Here is a 17,960-nt window from a genome sequence, read left to right as displayed (position 1 = left end):
ATCACTACGGCGTAGCACCTTTTTGTAAGGGAATAACCATTACTACAAAGGTGCACCTTGTATTGAAATTGCCCAAGCACTCTGAAACATGCATCTTGATTGGTAACGAGTATATGCTCTCATTATGAGGGCCTTTTTAATTTGTGATATTGGCTAACTATGGTTAACTTACGATAACTTGAGTTAATTCACCCTAATTTAGGGTAGATTATCGATAAATCATGTTTTTGGTTGAATCCTTGGCATATTCTTGCTCAAATGGCGCCCCAGAGTCATAAATAATTAACATTGGTTACTTAGTTAGCATCTTTCCTCATTACATCGATGGATTTAAAAGTGTATTACAACAGATAACCTAGACATAATAAGCAACAGTCACATAAATGAAATATTCCCGCGTCTTTATTAATAGCTTAGCTTATGAACTGGCCCCTGAAGTGGTAACCAGTGCAGAGCTTGAATCTCGTTTGACCCCGTTATATCAAAAGTTTCGTATTCCAAAAGGGCAACTCACTGCGTTAACTGGAATCGAGGAACGTCGTTGGTGGCCGACAGATCATATGCTTTCAGATGGCGCTATTGTTGCGGCCCAAAAAGCTATGAACGAAACAGGCATAGCAGCAGCGGATATAGGCGCAGTTGTTTATACTGGTGTATGTCGTGATCAACATGAGCCGGCTACCGCTTGTCGAATAGCCGCTAAGCTTGGTGTGTTAAAAGACACGGCAATTTACGATATCAGTAATGCCTGTTTAGGCGTTTTATCGGGTATTTTAGATATTGCTAATCGCATTGAACTTGGACAAATTAAAGCGGGTCTTGTTGTTTCGTGTGAATCAGCACGCCATATTGTTGATGTAACTATTGATGACATGCTGGCTGATCCAACAATGCAAAATTATGCTCGCTCTTTAGCGACGCTCACGGGTGGTTCAGGTGCTGTTGCGGTGTTACTTACCGATGGTAGTTTAAACCTTGATACTGACCGTAATCATCAATTATTAGGCGCAAGTCACTTATCAGCACCCGAACATAACAATTTATGTCAATGGGGCTTAAAAGAAGTGGGCCCACAACTGTTCCGTGAATTTATGCGCACTGATGCAGTAAGTTTACTGAAAGAAGGTGTTTCTTTAGCAAAAGATACCTGGGAACATTTTTTAGAACAACGTCAATGGGTTGAAGGACAAGTTGATAAAGTTATTTGTCATCAAGTGGGCGCAGCTAATCAAAAACAAGTGTTGACCGCTTTATGCATTAACCCTGAAAAAGAATTTCCAACGTTTAAGCTACTCGGCAATATGGGTACGGTTTCTTTGCCGGTAACGGCAGCGATGGCTCATGATCAAGGCTTCTTGCAAAAAGGTGATAATGTCAGCTTTTTAGGAATAGGCAGTGGCTTGAATTGTATGATGTTGGGGCTTAAGTGGTAACTATGTCAGATACTATCTCAAAAAGTATGTTAGAAAATAAGTTAACAAAACTATTCCCCTTTACCCGCAATTTTATTAATCGTAATGGCCATCAATACCATTATGTTAATGAAGGGCAGGGCTCTCCGGTTGTTATGGTTCATGGCAATCCAAGTTGGTCTTTTTATTATCGTAATTTAGTCAGCCAATTAAGCAAGAGTCATCAATGTATTGTGCCAGATCATATTGGCTGTGGTTTGTCTGATAAACCCGATGATGACGGTTATGATTACACCCTAGCGAATCGCATAGATGACCTAGAAGCATTACTTGAACATTTAGAGGTAAAAGAAAATATTACCCTAGTGGTACATGATTGGGGCGGAATGATAGGGATGGGTTATGCTGCGCGTCACCCTGAACGAGTCAAACGTCTAGTCATTTTAAACACTGGTGCTTTTCATTTACCTAAAGCTAAAAAACTGCCACCTGCTTTATGGTTAGGACGAAATACTTTTGTGGGCGCTGCATTAGTGAGAGGGTTTAATGCCTTTTCAAGTGTTGCTTCCTATATTGGTGTAAAGCGAAAGCCAATGTCGAAAGAAGTACGCGAAGCCTACGTAGCACCTTTCAATTCATGGACAAATCGTATTTCAACGTTACGCTTTATTCAAGATATTCCGTTAAAAGTAGGCGATAGGAATTATCAGTTAGTTTCTGACATTAGCGACAATTTAGCGCAGTTTAAGAAAATACCTATGCTAATTTGTTGGGGCCTGAAAGACTTCGTTTTTGATAGACACTTTTTAGATGAATGGCAACACCGTTTTCCAGATGCACAAGTACATGCTTTTGATGATTGTGGTCATTACATTTTAGAAGATGCCAGCGATGAAGTGGTTCCGTTGATAGAGAACTTCTTAAAAACAAGCGAAACCAAATTAGCTTAGAATTAACAGGACTTATTTAATAGGTAAAGTGTAAATGACAGAGACCATGGATAAGTCCAATCAAGCTAATTTATGTCGCCATCTCGCACATGCAGCAATAGCAACGCCCAACGCGTTAGCTGTTGCCGTACAAAAAAGCCAACGAGGCAAACTTACTTATCAAGAAATTGATTTTGTCTCTTTACACCAACGCAGTGATGAAATTGCCTATGCGTTAAATGCTTATGGCCTAAAGTCAGGCATGAAAGCGGTGTTGATGGTGACCCCAAGTATTGATTTTTTTGCCTTAACGTTTGCGTTATTTAAAGCAGGAATTGTTCCTATTTTAGTTGACCCAGGCATGGGCATTAAGAACCTTAAACAATGTTTTGTTGAATCTGCACCTGATGCTTTTATTGGCATCCCTAAAGCCCACATCGCCAGAGTATTATTTGGCTGGGGGAAAGCTAGCATTAAAAAACTGTTAACGGTTACACAAGCTGGTTCTGGCGTTGGCGCAAATGTATTCTCTTCTCTTATTGGTGGAATGAGTTTAACCAAACTACTCACTTGTTACCCGGTACAAAACAAAGATTTACCACAAGGAAATAGCTCTTTTGACATGGTAAAACTTAGCGATGATGCTATGTCAGCTATTCTCTTTACCAGTGGTAGTACGGGTACACCTAAAGGCGTGGTCTACAGCCATAAAATGTTTGAAGCACAAATTACCGCGCTAAAAGAAGATTATGCCATCAAACCAGGCGAACGTGATTTAGCAACCTTTCCATTGTTCTCATTATTTGGCCCAGCATTAGGTATGGCCTCCATTGTGCCTGATATGGATGCGAGTAAACCGATAAAGGCAAACCCTGCTTTTATCTTTGCAGCCATTGAAAAATATCAATGCACTAACTTATTTGCTAATCCTGCACTGATAGAAGTATTAGGGCAGGCGGGAACAACCAATGTTTCAGCTGCTAAAGCAGACACTGAGTCAGTTAATAAACCTATTATTAAATTAAATAGCTTAAAAAGAGTGATTTCTGCGGGCGCACCAGCGACCCTGACCTCGATAGAGCGGTTTACCCAACTACTAAGCGACAATGTGCCTGTGTTAACGTCATATGGCGCTACCGAATCGCTACCACTGACTAAAATAGCCAGCGCAGATTTACTTGCAACGAGCCATATAACCGACAATGGTGGCGGTATTTGTGTCGGTACCGCCGTAAATGGCGTTGAAATTAGTATTATCGAGATCACTGAGAAGCCCATTGAAATATGGCATGACGACTTAGTCTTGCCTGCCAATACCATTGGTGAGATCGTCGTTAAAGGCGATATGGTTAGCCATCAATATTATAATCGGGCATCGGCAACTGAGCAGGCGAAAATTCTTGATGCTGATCCTAACGCTACATGTTCAAAGCGTGATGTAGTAAGGCATCGTATGGGGGATTTGGGTTATCTTGATGATGCAGGGGCGTTATGGATGTGTGGACGTAAAGCGCATCGTGTTGAGACCGATAAAAAGGTTTTATTTTCTATCCCTTGTGAGCGAATATTTAATACCCATCATTCAGTAAAACGCACAGCTTTAGTGGGGGTGAAAATTAACCATAAAAGTGTGCCGTTACTGTGTGTTGAGTTAACGGATGAAGCTAAAAACAAGAAAGATTTTGATGAGGCAATCCTCTTCTCAGCGTTAAAAGTAGCTGCACTTGCTCATAAACAAACATCTGCGATATCACACTTTTTAATCCATGAAAAATTCCCGGTGGATATTCGTCATAATGCTAAAATATTTCGTGAAAAGCTTGCCGTGTGGGCACAAGATGAATTTAACTAATTTAGCGTATAAATAGAGCTCCCTCATGATTGAACATTCCCAAAACAACGCTACTAGTCATTCCAAAGGCAAAAGTAATAGCGATAATAGCATCGATGTTACCGCCCGTTTTAACGAGGCTGTGCAACAACCACTTAGCGAGCTAGCAGGGCAAACTAACCATGTATTTGTTACCGGAGCTGGCGGTTTTTTGGGTACAGCTATCTGTCGATTACTGCGCTTAGCTAATATTAAAGTGACGGGTTTTGCTCGGGGCCATTATCCTGAACTTAGCCAAATGGGCGTTAATATGGTGCAAGGCGATATAACTGACTTTGCTCTTCTCAAAGAGACAATGCATTCATGCGATTTGGTATTTCATGTAGCAGCCAAAGCAGGCGTTTGGGGCAGTAAAGACGATTACTTTAAACCGAATGTACAAGGTGCTAAGAATATTATCCAAGCCTGTCAAGAGCTTGCCATTACTCGCTTGGTTTATACCAGCACCCCGAGTGTCACTTTTGCTGGTGTTGATGAGGCTGGTATTGATGAATCTCAGCCCTATGCTGATAACTTTTTAAATTTTTATGGTGAGTCTAAAGCGTTAGCAGAGCAACTAGTATTAAATGCCTCACAAGACTTGAAGAAAAGTGGCAATCAAAGCACTACACAAGCTACTCTCCAAGGCGACAATCTAAACTCATATCAAAAGAATGTCTTAAAAACAGTAGCGTTACGTCCGCACTTAATTTGGGGACCAAACGATCCCCATCTTGTACCTCGAGTATTAGAACGTGCCCGAGCAGGCAAGTTAAAACTTGTTGGAAAAGAAGATAAACTCGTCGATACCATCTTTGTTGATAATGCCGCTTATGCGCATATATTAGCGGCAGTCGCGTTAAACAAAGCTAATGCGACTTGTATTGGTAAGGCCTATTTTATTAGCAATGATCAGCCAATTACTATGGCTGCCATGCTTAATAACATTCTTGATTGTGTTGATTTACCACCCGTAACAAAAAGAGTACCCAGTACCGTCGCGTATATTGTTGGTGCGACGTTGGAGTGGCTTTATAAAATATTGAATATAAAAAAAGAGCCAGTAATGACACGGTTTGTTGCCAGACAACTTTCGACTAGTCATTACTTTGATATAAGTGCTGCCAAAAAAGATTTAGGCTACACACCGCTGATATCAATAGAAGAAGGCATGAAACAACTTAAACTATCATTAGTAGTCAGTAGCTAAAGAGGCGTTAGCTATTTTCGAGCTACTTTGAAGAAAACATATGGAATTAAAATGAGTAAAATTTACCATCACCCCGTACAAATATATTATGAAGATACCGACCATTCTGGCGTGGTATATCACCCTAATTTCCTCAAGTATTTTGAACGTGCGCGTGAACATGTGATTGATAGTGAAAAATTGGCAACATTATGGCAAGAAAAAGGCTTAGGTTTTGCCGTATATAAAGCCAACTTAACTTTTCAAGATGGTGTTGAATTTGCTGAAATTTGTGACGTACGTACCAGTTACCAATTTGAAGGGAAGTATAAAACGTTATGGCGACAAGAGTTATGGCGTCCCAATGCGAGCAAACCTGCGGTGATTGGCGATATTGAAATGGTTTGCTTGGATAAACAAAAGCGCTTGCAACCTATTCCCGATGAAATTCTTGCTCCCTTAACTGCTGGTTAAGTTGCAAGGTCGAGTTCATGATAAATTCAAGATGAGCCACTAAAGAAGATTAGTAGCTCAATTAAATTTACAAACCACCAGCCAAGTCTAAATAATTACCGGTAGAAAAAGAAGATTTCTCGCTCGCCAACCAGTAAATAGCCTCAGCCACTTCTTCAGGCTGTCCACCTCTTTGTAATGGAATAATTTCTTTTAACCGCTCAATGCGCTCAGGCTCTCCGCCGTCGGCGTGCATATCGGTATAAATTAGTCCTGGGCGTACACAGTTTACACGTATGCCTTCTGCAGCAACCTCAAGTGATAAACCTTTAGTTAAGGTATCTATGGCTCCTTTTGAAGCAGCATAATCGATGTACTCGTTGGGTGAGCCAGAGCGAGCTGCGCCAGAAGATACATTGACAATAACACCACCTAAACCGTCGTGGCGAGTTGACATACGTTTAACCGCTTCGCGACAACACAAAAAATAGCTCGTGACATTATTGGTTAGTATCGAATTAATACGTTCAGCTGTCATATCCTCTAATCGAGATTGTTTTTTCAAAATGCCTGCATTATTTACTAAAACAGTGACTGTGCCTAACGCTTTGTCTACGGTGGAAAATAAGCGCTCTACATCACTCTCACAGGACACATCCGCTTGTACGGTAATGCAGAGACCTCCTTCAGCCCTAATTGACTTAGCCAGTTTATTCGCTGAGTTTTCATCAGATTTGTAGTTAATACAAACGGCATAACCGTGACTTGAAAAAAGCTTTGCTGTTGCGGCGCCAATGCCTCGCCCAGCACCGGTAATAATTGCTACTTTTGGTTTGATCATTCCGTGTCCTTTAAAAGTGTACTTGTTAACAATTCCAGCTAAATAATTGCTATACCATCTACTTTACTCATCATATGCCAACTGCGCTGTATTGTCGACAATCTAACGTAATATTATATTAATAACTTGATTAAAAAGTATGTTGATGTATTATTGTCGACAATTTGTATTCTGGAGATTAGTATGTGGTATAACATTTTTGGTACAATAAATACGCTGTTTATTTTTGTGAGCTTATACGGTGTCTATTTACAGCTAAGTAAACTGTGGTTAAGAAAAGAAAACGGTAAGGAAAAGGTGACTGATGTATTATCACAAAACCAATTCACCATGAGTTTTTTGGCTTATTTTTCATTCTTTGTATATGGTTATAGTATTGATATATTTAATCATTATATTGTTTGGCCAAGGCTGATTGCTTCAATTTTGGTGATATTGATATTGGTTGAAATGTGGAAAGACAGAAAGTCTAAGGCCTCGGTTACCAGCCTAGTATTGGTGAGTGTGAGTTTTACTTTAGGAATAATAGGTTTAGCTCTTAATGAGAGCTTTGCTGATCACAGTAAACAAGTGTCGACAATTCTTATTATGATCATTACCTTGTTACTTGCCCAAGGATACACTCACCAAATTAAATTAATCATTAGTTCAGGTAAAACTGGAGCTATTGATATTCGTATGAGCCAATTCATTTTAATGATGGATATTTCTACCATTGCTTTTGCAATGACAATGGGCCTTGCTCAAGGTTGGCCGTTAATCGTTTTAGCTACTGTTAGCGCTATAACAAAACTTATTATTATGTACTTATTTCACTGGGCAAGAGTGAGCCCAGTAGCGAAAAACCGGAGTGACTACGGTTAATACGAGTGGTATAACTCAAATGTAATGCGGAATTCTGCCACGGTTAGAATTTCCGCGTTAGCAATTCACTCCATAATTAGTTAAAACATTACTCTTTTACCATTCTCTCCATTCTTCTGTGATATCCCCTGAAAACACTACATTTGCGGCAGACATAACTTTTTTAATGAACTCACAGATATCCTCACGCTGATCTGTTTCTATTAAACAGTCACCACATTGATGATTTAATGAGTTTAGAGACAGAACTACTGTTTTAACATGTTCTTTTGAGCTTTCTAAGGTCTGTGCTTCAGACGCCATAGAAGACATGAATTCTAATAGGCTTGTTATACAAAGCTTCACATCCTCTGAGGTATAATCAGCGTCACCTTCATCTTCGCCCTCAATAAAATCTAACATGTCATACTGAATACTTTTAAGTAAACTTTTCATCTAACTCTCTGTGCTCCTGAACGTTACTCTTGAAGTAAAACGGCTATATCAATCCGTAATAAGGGAATGAGTAATTGTTTGCTAAAATTAACACTAGGCGGGAGTTACCAATAACAAGTGCCCCGAATTTTCACCGTTACCATCTATTTTGCTATAACTTAATTAGCGAAATATCTACTTAATAAGCGCAACACCTGCAACTTCTACCACTGTTTTTGCGTCTGCTCGCTCAATAATTTTTAATAAGGTTGTTTGAATCGTTTCGTCTTTTCTTGCATCGTCTTTACTGGAAAATGTTTGCTCTTGGGCCGATGCGCCTTCTTCTTGGATAAAACCTACAACAACTTGGGTTGCGCAGTTCACTGATTCACCAAAATAAGCGAGTGAAATTTGAGGATACCCCTGAAATCCCTTTTTAACTCTTTTTGCTATGCGTTTTGTCGATTTATCTAAATTCATAATAGGTTCTCAGAAAAATATAACACCTCAATTAGAGGCAAAATAATGGCGGCTAAAAAACATGTTAAATGAAGGTAGCCAACTGTTTTGTATTTGTTTAATGATATTTTATATGAATTAATTACAACACGCCCTTTTTTCTTGAATTGGAGGGCATTTAATGGTTCCAAATGAACAATAAACACAACAATCTCCGGGGAGAGGTTTAATAATAATGTGACATGAAGTGCATTTATAAAAATACTGACACGCATTAGTAAGCATGATTTCTTTTTTATTAAAACCACATTCAGGACAAGTAATAACTGACTCTAGAATTATATTGTTCATTAAATTCTCAATTTTATCGGGTTATATAATCCATTATCTGCAGGTTTTATTATGTCTATTTCATGACACTAACCGAGTTTACGTTGTGATTCAATATTTTGATCAAACAGCTTGATTAGTTTTACGTTATAATCCCCGTAAGATTTTTATGAACAATATAAAGTAAGGTAAATCATGAATACAAAAATATACAAGCACGTGCACTCGTTAGCTAAAGACTTAATGCAAGCGGTTCATAGAAAAAATCAAATTCGCTTCGATGAATGTTACGCTGAATTAAAAAAAGTATGTGAAGATAATGAAAGTACCGATAAAGACCATCCGGTGCAGTGGGAAACACTTGCTGATTTTACTGATGATCTTGAATTAGCTATTTCGATTTATGAGAAAGCACTACTAAAAGCTGAAGCGATTAATTCCAAAGATTTTCTCTCATCAATCGCTTTTGCCATTGCGTCATTGCAAGTAGAGTTAGGTGATAAAACAAGCGCTATTGAACATCTAAAAAATGCTAAAATCAACAGTAATAAAATTGCTGATAAAGATTTAAAAGCAGAAATCGAAGCCTTATTAGAAGAGTTAGGTGGAGTCGCTGAAGTTGTAGAAGTACCAGAAGTATCAGAAGCACCAAAAGTAATTGAAGTAGCAAAAAAATTGAAAGAATGGAAAGATTTATAACAGTTAAACCATGAACTTTTATTAATTTGTTTTAAGGTTTACTTTAAGCCCTACATAGTTGGCGTAGGGCTTATAACCATCACCACCAATATTAATCCTGAAGTGCGATAGATGCCATTTTCATTGTGCTTTCAAATGACTCTGCACCCGCAATAAATAAACCATTATGGCAAAACATAGCGTCATCAATGCCAGTAACTTCTTTAAGCGCATCATCAGACAAGCCAGCCCATTGTTTAGGGAGTGGTTTTCTGTCTTCGAATGAACCAGGTTCAACAGGTACGGTTTGAATTCGCCATTGGCCAGAAGGTGATGGGTAAACCATATATAACGCCTCTTCAGATAAGGCATGAACTGTTCTTTTCCACGGAGTATACTTTTCTAACACTATGACTCTTGAGTCTTCTGCATTATCAATAGCTTTAGCGACAATGTCTTTAGCATTAATGCCACCACTAGCAGAAGCTATGAATCGTGTTAATACGCGTGATGCAAAATCAACGGCTTCATCAAAACAAGTATCAAAGTGGCTATCTTCTTGCCACGTTGGGTTAAACATTGAAATAGTTTGGCTTAGGCTGATACCTTGAGCAACACCTTCAACATGACCGCAATCAATCGCATCAATCGTTGATACTAAACCGGCATCAACACTATTAGCTACTTCTTGGTTACCTTGACATATTGCGAGGCCATATTTCTGCCAAATCAAACCAAATGAAGAATAAGGAATACCATTTTCGCGCTCGCCAGCACCGCCTCGTTGATGATGATCAAAACGGCCAGCATCGGCATCATATTCACCACCTACATCTATCACAATATCTGCCTTACCAATAACCTCTAAATCACGCGTACGTATGAGCTTAAAAGAAGGAAAAATATTCTTAAGTGCAGCGATACTGAAAACATCATCTGCATGAAAATTACCATTGTGAGTTGCTATTACTTTATCAGTCATTTTTTTTGTCATTTTAGAAAAGGATAAGAAGGGGCGTTCATGAACTGTTACTGTTGGAACTTCCCCGTTTGGTATTTCTCTGATTTGGAGAATTTTTACTTAGTAAAAATTATAGGGCGGATTCTATACGAAGACAGCTAACAAAAACAGATGATTTTTATAACTAAACTATCGAATAAAACGCCAATACATGATTTGATTATTTTTTCTATGGGCGATTAAGCGTTACATAGTGTGAAGTAGGGCTGTAACCATCGCCACCCATTTTACCAACTGAGTCAATTAACGCTTGGTTAATGCCTTCATCAGTGAAGAGATCATCCCTTACGTACACAGACTTCACATCTAAAAGTACAATGGTGCCTCCTGCAGGTAAATCACCAACAGAAATAATTTCTCGTAAAGTACATTCGTATCGAATGGGTGATTCAGCAACCGAAAAAGCACCGACATTACAGCTGCTGGTTTTTTTAACATGTGCTAAGTCAAACTCACTTTCATCAATGGCAATGCTGGCACTGGTTGCATTCATTTTTTCCAATAAATGAGAATTAACAATGTTAACCACACATTCACTGGTTTCTTTTAAATTTTGCAAAGTGTCTTTATCAATGCCGCTTCGTTGAGTCACCTGTGTATAAAGAAGTACCGGAGGATTGCAGCTTGCCACAGTAAAAAAAGAGTAGGGTGCAAGGTTATCAATCCCGTCCTTTGAACGCGTACTTATCCAAGCAATAGGTCTTGGGGTCACACCGCCATTTAAAAGGCGGTACTTTTCTTGAACGCCTAGTTCTGAAATATCAAAATTCATCGATTACCCATTTTTTCATTTAAAAGTTATATATACCCAAACTACCTGAAGATGCAGGTTTCAGCTGGAATTAGAAATGCCTTTAAGCAAGTCATTGATTGAAGAGAATAGTTATTCTATTGTCGAAATCAATAACGCAGCATAAAGCGTTTCTAAACCAGCCCTGCGGGGACGTATGAGCAAACCATGTTCTTCGCTGCCTCCTTTTTTAAGGACGCTACATGGATGTAGCTTATTAGAGAATGCAGGAGCATATTCTCCCGAATAACCCTTAATAAAAAGAGGCGCCTTGATCATGAATCGCTCAAGCGTCCTGAAACACGCATCTTCAATGGTTTGGGTATAAAAGCCATACAAAACTATAACTACCACTGTTACCTAAAATGCAAAGTTCAGCTTGTATTAGCACCGATTTTAGGCAAGGTAATAATTGTTTTTTTTGGCAGTTGACACTGACTGTTGAGATCTATTGAACCAGTAAATATAGTCCAACCACTAAACCGAAATACATCATTAATGAAAAGACACTACCAACAATATTTAACGCAGTTGAGATACCAAAAAATTTGAAACTCAACACGCAAGATAGCGCTTTTGGACGTGATTGAAATGAATGAAAGTATTTAAATTCGGTTAACTTATTCGCTAATGCTTGATTACCTTTAATCTCATTATCAATTGTTTTGTCATAAGCAAAAGCAATCAAATAAAACAAGACTAAAAAGGCTAAAATGGATTCCATAATTAAAGTTCCTGATTTGTATAATGCCCAAATAAGGGGCTAAGTAATAGTGAGCTAAAATGTGAAGCGCTAAGATAACTTATAGTCACACTAAAAACGGTTTAATAGATTTACTTTCTATTCTATGTGAAATAAGTTGCTGTTGGTTATTGAAAAATGTGTTCATTAAAGAGCAGTTGTTTTATCGCACAAATAGAGGCTACTAATCTCATCGCTTGATCAATTGCTGCATCTTTTTGTGAATCAGCCTTAAGGCTGCTTATATGGCTGTTGAAGCAGACAAAACCATTATTGATTAGTGATATGGCGATACAGGCATAATGGTAACCTTGTGAGTTTTCAATATTAAGATCTTGAAAGGGTCTCATCTTGAGTGAATCTAGAGTTCCCCCTGCTTTCAATGGGTGAGCATTTCTACTCATGAAGTAAGGGTTTGTCACCGCCATTCGACTACTTGCACTAAGAACAACCTTTTTATCTGAATCGGATAGCTCACCAACTTCAAATTTAATAAAATTTGTTAGGTCTTTAGATTGACTAGCAATAGCTGTTGCCCATGCGACTATTTTTATATTCTCTTCAGAGAGGTGATTTTCTTGTGTAAACGTTGTTTTGAACAGATCGACTTGTTCTTTGAGTTCAGGTATGAGGGCTAATGATTTTTCAATATTCATTAATATTCCTAAAATTTTTATATTTCAATTAAATAAGTCTCACGCATATTGCATATATTTCTTTTGGAATACCGACATAATGATGGAAAATTCTCGAGAAGCTAAGTGGAAGCTGACTTTACCTGATGCACTGATATCTATACCGACTAACCAAGCTGTTATGTGTTAACTAGACAGATTTATCATAAGCCATCGAAAGCCATTTAACGACTTCAGCATCAATATCAGCAATAGTTTGTAGTTGTATTCTATGAGTGCACATAGTGCCAAAGGGGCCAGAATTTTCAAGACGCCCTTGGACATCGACATCTTTTAGTTTTAAGCCTAAGTCTATTCTTGTCTTGGTTGCTGGTTTTATTAAGGCAAATTGTTTTTTTCTAATTAAACTCACACTGCCTTTTTTGGGTGTAATTATAACATCGCTACCAAGTTTTACGATGGTAGAAATCAGCAGTTCATAAATTGGTGTCAGTGACTCTTTGCCAATATACTGATTTACTAATAAATCTTCAGAAGATTCATTTTTATCCTTTGATAAAGTGACTATTGTGTTGGCAAATCCATGTGTTAATCCGAATTCAGTTTTCAAAAAACTCACCGCCATTGAATGTTTTTCGATGTTTTTTTTATGCAAGATTTTAAGCCATTCGTCTAACTTCTTGCCTGTTTTCTCAGGCATATTATTAATCATTGTTTGAAGTGCTTTATCCATCTTCTTCACCTTTTGATTCGAAGCATAATACCCGTTTAATGGGCTTGTTGAGCTAGGACACAATTTACTAAAGTCAAAATACCTTATTGTTCACTTACACTAATACTTGTCGTGTGTTCTTGATGTAGTGATGAATATGACGCTCAATTTTAGTGTCAATCATCTCTTCTGGTCGACAACCATTGGGGCAGGCCATATTCGGTGTTGTGCCAAACACTCGACAGATCAACGGACGTTCATCATAAACCTTACAACCATTAGGGCCCAAGTGAACGCAATTATACTGATCTAATGCGGCTTCATGTTCAGCGTCAGTTTTCACTGGCAGGCGAGACATTTCTTCTGAAGACGTTGTTACCGGTCCGCAACAATCGTGACAGCCGGGCGTACATTTAAATGTCGGAATACGCTCACGCAGACGGTCGACTATCTCTTTATTATTGTTCATTAATACCTGATTCTTTTGTGCAGTTCCTGACAATTATAGTTCTATATCTAGTCTAATAGAAGCTGACATTGCCTTTAAATTGAGTGTGGTTGTTATGAGTCTGTACTCTTTGACTTATTTGATTCTCGCCACCACAAAGAGCGAATCATCTTCTTTAAATTCTTGATAACTCAGCGTAGAAAGTATGTCATATGATTTTGAAATAATACTGATTAGTTCGTCTCGATGATAGTAAGTAAATAACAAACCATTCATTTCTTCATCTTCGTCGCCGAGCCAAAATGAATGGGCTATAAGACCATTAGTAGATAAACATTTTGTTTGTTGTAAAAGAGACTCTTTTAGTTCTTCTTTGGTCAAATGATGAAGTACTTTATTTGAATAAATACAATCATATAGTTCATTCAATTCAAGGTTTTTCGCATTGAGCTTTGAAAAAGGTACTTCAGGATGTTTTTCTTTACAAATGTTCAAGAAGGCATCTGATAAATCAGATCCTGTAATTGAATAGACTCTCTTCAAATACTCAATATCCAACCCACCACCTGAGCCTAACTCAAGTAATGTCGAGCCAACTGGCAATGACTTGCTCAGAAGTTTATAGATATTAGTTCCATCATAACCGTTACACATTTTAATGTACTGTTTGACATTTACTGGGTTATCATAAAAATTCATGAAGCCTCCTGTACTTATAAAGCGTAGCGATCTAGCTTATGGACAAAGTTTAATTGGCTAGAGTAAGTGACGAAGGAAAAAGCCAACGGTATTTTGTGCTAGTTTATTAGTTTGTCGTTACGTAAGTGATTTGTTATTTTTACTATTAATAGGTCAATGACTTAATCGCATCAGAGACTGTCAGAAAATGAATTTTAGTGAGGCAAAGACTAGCCTTTTTAAACTCATGAGCGCGTATTAAACTCGTCACTTCGTTTGCAACTAATATCCGCTTTGTTTTGATTAACTCTAACTTGCCTGACGTTAATTCGATGACATAGCTATTGCCAAAAGAGTCAATAACATAATCGTCATCACAAAGCAGTAATTCACGGCATTCAGAAATGAAATCTTGCTCAGAACCCAAGTAAATCAACTCGTCATCGCCATCTAACTTTAGTGTGCATGGCCACGAAATCATAAGAATTCCCTCGATAAATATAATGCCCAAGAGAGGGCTTATAATAGTTGACTACAATGTAAACTAAGTGGAACGTAACCAACAGCTACGTATTTTTACTTATCTTTTGTAAGGTTTATTTATGACTACCATCACACAATGGTTGTGATGCCGTGAGCTTACAACCACAAAAAAATAATTTTTTAGACTCTGTTGCGGTAAATCTTACCGGCGAGAATTCAGAGCCTTTATGAGAACCATCACAAAATGGTTGTTTCTCACTCTTACCACAAGAACACCAAGAATATTTTTTACCTTCTTCAACTTCTACTGTAAAGGGCGTGTTAGATGCTCGTACTGGTTTAGTCATGATAATTCTCCATAATTTAATGTAAACATAACGCCGCAGTATGCGGTATTTAATTGTTTGATAAAATGGTGAAACAAAGTGGAGCCGAGAAATCTGCTACGAATCCAACTAAATTGCCTTGTTAACTAGTCGTCCTGCTCTACGTAGATTATATCTTCTACTTTAAAACCACGTTCTTTTGACATAGTGAAAAATTTATCAAGCACCTCAGCTTCAACAGTAGGCGTTCTTGATAAAAGCCAGAGATAATCAGAGTTTGGTCCTGAAATAAAAGCATATTGATAGTGTTCATGGTCTAACTCAAAAATAACATAAGAGCCGTAAAAGGGCCCAAAAAATGATACTTTTAAATATCCCTCGGTGTTTTCATTGATAAAATAAGCCTTTCCTTCGGCTTCTTGCCACTCATTATCCGACGCGGAAAACCCACTGTTGAGAACTGAAACACCACCATCATTTTTTAAGCTATATTCAGCGGTAACTTGACTCAATCCTCTTTCAAAAGAATGGTCAAGCCGAGCGATTTCATACCATTTACCCAAATAATTATTTAATTCAAAGTCTGATACTGGCTTGACCAATTTAGGCATGCCTAAGCAGCTACTAAGAAGAAAAACGCCTATAATTATTAGTGCTCTATACAATCGAAGCTCCATGGATATGTAACGCCCATTTAAGGTAGTGATAACAGTTGGCTAAATATTAAACGGATCTAAAGCAGCCAACTGTATTCTATCTCGGTTGAACAACAGGTTATGCGCTGTCGGCACCCTCAGTAGGCTGAGATTCCTGCGGTTGTTCATTGTCCACACCTGCTTTTTTCAAGCGTTTCTCTTCTTTCTTTTTCTTTTTAGCTATTTCTTTCTGGCGTTTTTCGAAAGAGTAATTTTGCTTAGCCACTAGTATTCTCCTAACTTAACTTCAAGACTTAAGCCTTAGAATACGGTATTTCCCAGCAGAATGCGCTACTCATTGCATCAACAGTACCCGTAACTGCTTCAGAATAGGAACAATAAGGCGTGCACAGAGCACTTAAGGCAAATAACATTTTACTAAGAGGTAAATAATAGAGTGAGTAAAACTGTGTAGTGAAATAGAATGTAGCCAACAATTTCCTGTTGTGTTGAACTACTGGTTATGTGAATTAACTTCTTTTATTCAATGATTTGAACATTTTTTTAAGGACGGAATAAACAAGTAATAATGTACCTATAATTATTGTTAAAACACCCAGAGGCAAAAATAAACTTTCATGAAGAACAAGATTTTCGTCAAGGTATTGATAAAACGTGTTTTCTACAGTTAGAAAGACAATGCCTATAAATATAAAGAATAAACCTAGGGTTACGGTGGTATTTTTAAAGCTAAGTTTCATCAGTTTATCCATAAATTTAACGACATATACCTGCCATACCGTTAATGCCTTGATAACTGGTTAAATAACAATAGGTTGAATTATTTGTTATGTTGCTATTTTCGAGTCTTAAGTAATATTAAATGAAATGCAAAATTTAATAGAAATACAACAAAATATAAACTGAGCATTAACTCATGGAATATAAAATTAATAATGAATTCTGGCGTAAAAAATAACGTTATAGAACCACCTTCATTAAGTTCAAATCCAATTTCAATAAAAAACATTAACACCGTTAATGGCACTATAAAATAAAGAGTATTCTTAATAGAAAGTATTAATATCCTATAATAATCATCCACTTTTAGAGGACTCACCGATAATAATTCCTTTGTGTAAAGTTGAACGACTGTTTTATTTTAAAACTAACGTTCTACTAAGAGCCGGCAGTCCCGTTTTATTATCTTGTCATATGAAAATTAAGTACCAGAACAAGTACAAGCTAAATCGCCATTTTTTTGGAACCATTCACTATACACGCCACGAACACATTCTCTTTGAACCTGAGAGCAATCTTGGCTATTAACGCCGCTACCTCCAGGAGAATAAGTACAGGCTGATATAAATAAACCGAGAACTAAACCGAAAATTTTCATAGAAACTCCATTTCATAGAATGCCCGCTAAAGGGCAATAATTGTCCACTAAAGTGGCATAAGATCACGGTGTAAACAGCGAACTGTTTTTGTCCCGTTTGAATTTTTTTTCATAACGTTGCTTTAACTGACATTGCTAGTTTTTCAATGCCATGAGATGGAATCCATCTTTTGAATTCAACGAAGCCATGTTTCTTGTATAAATTGATTGCTGGAGTATTTACAACGGCCGTTTCAACAATGGCTTCTGAAAAATAAAATTTATCTAGAACATAGGTTATTAATTTGTTTGCGATACCTTTCCTAAAATAATTAGGGTCAACAGTTAAACTATTAATGTCTAACTGTTTATTTTCTATAACAATCTCTATAACTGCAGCGAGACATTCATTTTCACTAAAGCCATAGAATAAGGTTTTTGAATTTTCTATATCTTTAGCACTTCTCAATAGAGGAGGAAAATTGAGAGTACCTATAAGTTGAGCTTCAATTTTATAAGAATTCTGAAATACAGTGAAAATTTGGTTTGCAACTTCTTCATTCAAATTATCAAGTTTATTAATCATGCTATGCCTATCATAAAATTTATATTACTCTGTAAACCCTAATCTAGCTCAATAACATTATTGACTAAAACGATTGACGCATGAGCA

The 17,960-nt window shown here is 37.5% G+C and carries 24 protein-coding genes and 1 pseudogene; 7 read left to right on the top strand and 18 right to left on the bottom strand.

The window, feature by feature from the left end; translation table 11 throughout:
- Positions 1-383 precede the first annotated feature (383 nt).
- From CXF79_RS15115 to CXF79_RS15095, 5 genes are read left to right on the top strand one after another with little or no spacing between them, the layout of a single operon-like run.
- Positions 384-1,433 (top strand): 3-oxoacyl-ACP synthase III, encoded by a 1,050-nt coding sequence (locus tag CXF79_RS15115; protein WP_011042972.1) that lies wholly within the window; start codon positions 384-386, stop codon positions 1,431-1,433.
- A gap of 2 nt (positions 1,434-1,435) precedes the next feature.
- Positions 1,436-2,362 (top strand): alpha/beta fold hydrolase, encoded by a 927-nt coding sequence (locus CXF79_RS15110; RefSeq protein WP_198560069.1) that lies wholly within the window; start codon positions 1,436-1,438, stop codon positions 2,360-2,362.
- A gap of 34 nt (positions 2,363-2,396) precedes the next feature.
- Positions 2,397-4,193, top strand: a complete 1,797-nt coding sequence (oleC, locus tag CXF79_RS15105; protein ID WP_101155923.1) for an olefin beta-lactone synthetase — start codon at positions 2,397-2,399, stop codon at positions 4,191-4,193.
- Between the two features lie 25 nt (positions 4,194-4,218).
- A complete protein-coding gene (gene oleD, locus CXF79_RS15100; RefSeq protein ID WP_232769190.1) occupies positions 4,219-5,421 on the top strand; it encodes a 2-alkyl-3-oxoalkanoate reductase in 1,203 nt (400 codons plus the stop codon).
- A gap of 51 nt (positions 5,422-5,472) precedes the next feature.
- On the top strand, positions 5,473-5,874 hold the full coding sequence (locus CXF79_RS15095) for a thioesterase family protein (RefSeq protein WP_101155921.1): 402 nt from the start codon (positions 5,473-5,475) through the stop codon (positions 5,872-5,874).
- 67 nt (positions 5,875-5,941) lie between these two features.
- Here the strand turns inward: CXF79_RS15095 and CXF79_RS15090 are convergent, their stop codons facing one another.
- A complete protein-coding gene (locus CXF79_RS15090) occupies positions 5,942-6,694 on the bottom strand; it encodes an SDR family oxidoreductase (RefSeq protein WP_011042977.1) in 753 nt (250 codons plus the stop codon).
- 183 nt (positions 6,695-6,877) lie between these two features.
- Between CXF79_RS15090 and CXF79_RS15085 the strand changes: the two genes are divergently transcribed.
- The gene (locus CXF79_RS15085; RefSeq protein WP_101155919.1) at positions 6,878-7,558 is read left to right on the top strand and encodes a hypothetical protein; all 681 of its coding nucleotides are present in this window, start codon (positions 6,878-6,880) and stop codon (positions 7,556-7,558) included.
- 96 nt (positions 7,559-7,654) lie between these two features.
- On the opposite strand, the gene CXF79_RS15080 is transcribed toward CXF79_RS15085, so the two are convergent.
- From CXF79_RS15080 to CXF79_RS23690, 3 genes are all read right to left on the bottom strand, one after another.
- Complete coding sequence (locus CXF79_RS15080; protein ID WP_101155917.1) at positions 7,655-7,993, bottom strand: hypothetical protein; 339 nt, start codon at positions 7,991-7,993, stop codon at positions 7,655-7,657.
- Positions 7,994-8,167: 174 nt separating this feature from the next.
- Positions 8,168-8,452 (bottom strand): hypothetical protein, encoded by a 285-nt coding sequence (locus tag CXF79_RS15075; RefSeq protein WP_101155915.1) that lies wholly within the window; start codon positions 8,450-8,452, stop codon positions 8,168-8,170.
- Between the two features lie 117 nt (positions 8,453-8,569).
- Positions 8,570-8,782 (bottom strand): GDCCVxC domain-containing (seleno)protein, encoded by a 213-nt coding sequence (locus CXF79_RS23690; RefSeq protein ID WP_081428713.1) that lies wholly within the window; start codon positions 8,780-8,782, stop codon positions 8,570-8,572.
- Between the two features lie 174 nt (positions 8,783-8,956).
- On the opposite strand from CXF79_RS23690, the pseudogene CXF79_RS15065 reads away from it, so the two are divergent.
- A pseudogene (locus tag CXF79_RS15065) lies at positions 8,957-9,364 on the top strand (tetratricopeptide repeat protein); the annotation flags it as partial.
- Positions 9,365-9,551: 187 nt separating this feature from the next.
- Here the strand turns inward: CXF79_RS15065 and CXF79_RS15060 are convergent.
- The 14 genes from CXF79_RS15060 to CXF79_RS14995 all read right to left on the bottom strand — a co-directional run bounded on the left by CXF79_RS15060 (position 9,552) and on the right by CXF79_RS14995 (position 17,873).
- Positions 9,552-10,421 (bottom strand): MYG1 family protein, encoded by an 870-nt coding sequence (locus CXF79_RS15060; RefSeq protein WP_101155911.1) that lies wholly within the window; start codon positions 10,419-10,421, stop codon positions 9,552-9,554.
- A gap of 208 nt (positions 10,422-10,629) precedes the next feature.
- Positions 10,630-11,232, bottom strand: coding sequence for a flavin reductase family protein (locus CXF79_RS15055; protein WP_101155909.1), 603 nt, complete (start codon positions 11,230-11,232; stop codon positions 10,630-10,632).
- Positions 11,233-11,698: 466 nt separating this feature from the next.
- Positions 11,699-11,974: a hypothetical protein gene (locus tag CXF79_RS15045; protein WP_011042984.1), complete on the bottom strand. Its 276-nt coding sequence runs from the start codon at positions 11,972-11,974 to the stop codon at positions 11,699-11,701.
- 146 nt (positions 11,975-12,120) lie between these two features.
- Positions 12,121-12,648 carry a hypothetical protein gene (locus CXF79_RS15040; protein ID WP_101155907.1) on the bottom strand — a complete coding sequence of 176 codons (528 nt, stop codon included), beginning with the start codon at positions 12,646-12,648 and terminating at the stop codon, positions 12,121-12,123.
- A 169-nt stretch (positions 12,649-12,817) separates the two neighbouring features.
- Complete coding sequence (locus tag CXF79_RS15035) at positions 12,818-13,360, bottom strand: DUF4287 domain-containing protein (RefSeq protein WP_101155905.1); 543 nt, start codon at positions 13,358-13,360, stop codon at positions 12,818-12,820.
- A 94-nt stretch (positions 13,361-13,454) separates the two neighbouring features.
- A complete protein-coding gene (locus CXF79_RS15030; protein ID WP_101155903.1) occupies positions 13,455-13,808 on the bottom strand; it encodes a YkgJ family cysteine cluster protein in 354 nt (117 codons plus the stop codon).
- A 114-nt stretch (positions 13,809-13,922) separates the two neighbouring features.
- Complete coding sequence (locus CXF79_RS15025) at positions 13,923-14,486, bottom strand: class I SAM-dependent methyltransferase (RefSeq protein ID WP_011042988.1); 564 nt, start codon at positions 14,484-14,486, stop codon at positions 13,923-13,925.
- A gap of 145 nt (positions 14,487-14,631) precedes the next feature.
- Positions 14,632-14,946, bottom strand: a complete 315-nt coding sequence (locus tag CXF79_RS15020; RefSeq protein ID WP_101155901.1) for a DUF4144 domain-containing protein — start codon at positions 14,944-14,946, stop codon at positions 14,632-14,634.
- A gap of 115 nt (positions 14,947-15,061) precedes the next feature.
- Positions 15,062-15,295 carry a CDGSH iron-sulfur domain-containing protein gene (locus tag CXF79_RS15015; RefSeq protein WP_101155899.1) on the bottom strand — a complete coding sequence of 78 codons (234 nt, stop codon included), beginning with the start codon at positions 15,293-15,295 and terminating at the stop codon, positions 15,062-15,064.
- A gap of 125 nt (positions 15,296-15,420) precedes the next feature.
- Positions 15,421-15,951, bottom strand: coding sequence for a lipocalin family protein (locus tag CXF79_RS15010; protein WP_442871895.1), 531 nt, complete (start codon positions 15,949-15,951; stop codon positions 15,421-15,423).
- 97 nt (positions 15,952-16,048) lie between these two features.
- Positions 16,049-16,195, bottom strand: a complete 147-nt coding sequence (locus CXF79_RS23530) for a hypothetical protein (protein ID WP_011042993.1) — start codon at positions 16,193-16,195, stop codon at positions 16,049-16,051.
- 244 nt (positions 16,196-16,439) lie between these two features.
- Positions 16,440-16,670 carry a DUF3955 domain-containing protein gene (locus CXF79_RS15005; RefSeq protein ID WP_101156364.1) on the bottom strand — a complete coding sequence of 77 codons (231 nt, stop codon included), beginning with the start codon at positions 16,668-16,670 and terminating at the stop codon, positions 16,440-16,442.
- A gap of 461 nt (positions 16,671-17,131) precedes the next feature.
- Positions 17,132-17,308 (bottom strand): hypothetical protein, encoded by a 177-nt coding sequence (locus CXF79_RS23420; RefSeq protein WP_011042997.1) that lies wholly within the window; start codon positions 17,306-17,308, stop codon positions 17,132-17,134.
- Between the two features lie 109 nt (positions 17,309-17,417).
- The gene (locus tag CXF79_RS14995; RefSeq protein ID WP_101155894.1) at positions 17,418-17,873 is read right to left on the bottom strand and encodes a GNAT family N-acetyltransferase; all 456 of its coding nucleotides are present in this window, start codon (positions 17,871-17,873) and stop codon (positions 17,418-17,420) included.
- Positions 17,874-17,960 lie beyond the last annotated feature (87 nt).

Source organism: Colwellia sp. Bg11-28 (assembly GCF_002836245.1).
GTDB lineage: Bacteria > Pseudomonadota > Gammaproteobacteria > Enterobacterales > Alteromonadaceae > Colwellia > Colwellia psychrerythraea_A.
The sequence above is the reverse complement of the archived record's forward strand: the minus strand, read 5'-3'. Positions and strand labels throughout refer to the sequence as shown.

Bases quoted from the DNA above. Each gene is read 5' to 3' on its own strand.
- CXF79_RS15090 (WP_011042977.1), bottom strand. From the start codon at position 6,694: ATGATCAAACCAAAAGTAGCAATTATTACCGGTGCTGGGCGAGGCATT.
- CXF79_RS15060 (WP_101155911.1), bottom strand. From the start codon at position 10,421: ATGACTGATAAAGTAATAGCAACTCACAATGGTAATTTTCATGCAGAT.
- CXF79_RS15025 (WP_011042988.1), bottom strand. From the start codon at position 14,486: ATGAATTTTTATGATAACCCAGTAAATGTCAAACAGTACATTAAAATG.
- CXF79_RS15040 (WP_101155907.1), bottom strand. From the start codon at position 12,648: ATGAATATTGAAAAATCATTAGCCCTCATACCTGAACTCAAAGAACAA.
- CXF79_RS15095 (WP_101155921.1), top strand. From the start codon at position 5,473: ATGAGTAAAATTTACCATCACCCCGTACAAATATATTATGAAGATACC.
- CXF79_RS15115 (WP_011042972.1), top strand. From the start codon at position 384: ATGAAATATTCCCGCGTCTTTATTAATAGCTTAGCTTATGAACTGGCC.
- CXF79_RS15080 (WP_101155917.1), bottom strand. From the start codon at position 7,993: ATGAAAAGTTTACTTAAAAGTATTCAGTATGACATGTTAGATTTTATT.
- CXF79_RS23690 (WP_081428713.1), bottom strand. From the start codon at position 8,782: ATGAACAATATAATTCTAGAGTCAGTTATTACTTGTCCTGAATGTGGT.
- CXF79_RS15005 (WP_101156364.1), bottom strand. From the start codon at position 16,670: ATGAAACTTAGCTTTAAAAATACCACCGTAACCCTAGGTTTATTCTTT.
- CXF79_RS15085 (WP_101155919.1), top strand. From the start codon at position 6,878: ATGTGGTATAACATTTTTGGTACAATAAATACGCTGTTTATTTTTGTG.
- CXF79_RS15030 (WP_101155903.1), bottom strand. From the start codon at position 13,808: ATGAACAATAATAAAGAGATAGTCGACCGTCTGCGTGAGCGTATTCCG.
- CXF79_RS23420 (WP_011042997.1), bottom strand. From the start codon at position 17,308: ATGAAAATTTTCGGTTTAGTTCTCGGTTTATTTATATCAGCCTGTACT.
- CXF79_RS15035 (WP_101155905.1), bottom strand. From the start codon at position 13,360: ATGGATAAAGCACTTCAAACAATGATTAATAATATGCCTGAGAAAACA.
- CXF79_RS15015 (WP_101155899.1), bottom strand. From the start codon at position 15,295: ATGACTAAACCAGTACGAGCATCTAACACGCCCTTTACAGTAGAAGTT.
- CXF79_RS15010 (WP_442871895.1), bottom strand. From the start codon at position 15,951: ATGGAGCTTCGATTGTATAGAGCACTAATAATTATAGGCGTTTTTCTT.
- CXF79_RS15075 (WP_101155915.1), bottom strand. From the start codon at position 8,452: ATGAATTTAGATAAATCGACAAAACGCATAGCAAAAAGAGTTAAAAAG.
- oleC (WP_101155923.1), top strand. From the start codon at position 2,397: ATGACAGAGACCATGGATAAGTCCAATCAAGCTAATTTATGTCGCCAT.
- CXF79_RS15045 (WP_011042984.1), bottom strand. From the start codon at position 11,974: ATGGAATCCATTTTAGCCTTTTTAGTCTTGTTTTATTTGATTGCTTTT.
- oleD (WP_232769190.1), top strand. From the start codon at position 4,219: ATGATTGAACATTCCCAAAACAACGCTACTAGTCATTCCAAAGGCAAA.
- CXF79_RS14995 (WP_101155894.1), bottom strand. From the start codon at position 17,873: ATGATTAATAAACTTGATAATTTGAATGAAGAAGTTGCAAACCAAATT.
- CXF79_RS15055 (WP_101155909.1), bottom strand. From the start codon at position 11,232: ATGAATTTTGATATTTCAGAACTAGGCGTTCAAGAAAAGTACCGCCTT.
- CXF79_RS15020 (WP_101155901.1), bottom strand. From the start codon at position 14,946: ATGATTTCGTGGCCATGCACACTAAAGTTAGATGGCGATGACGAGTTG.
- CXF79_RS15110 (WP_198560069.1), top strand. From the start codon at position 1,436: ATGTCAGATACTATCTCAAAAAGTATGTTAGAAAATAAGTTAACAAAA.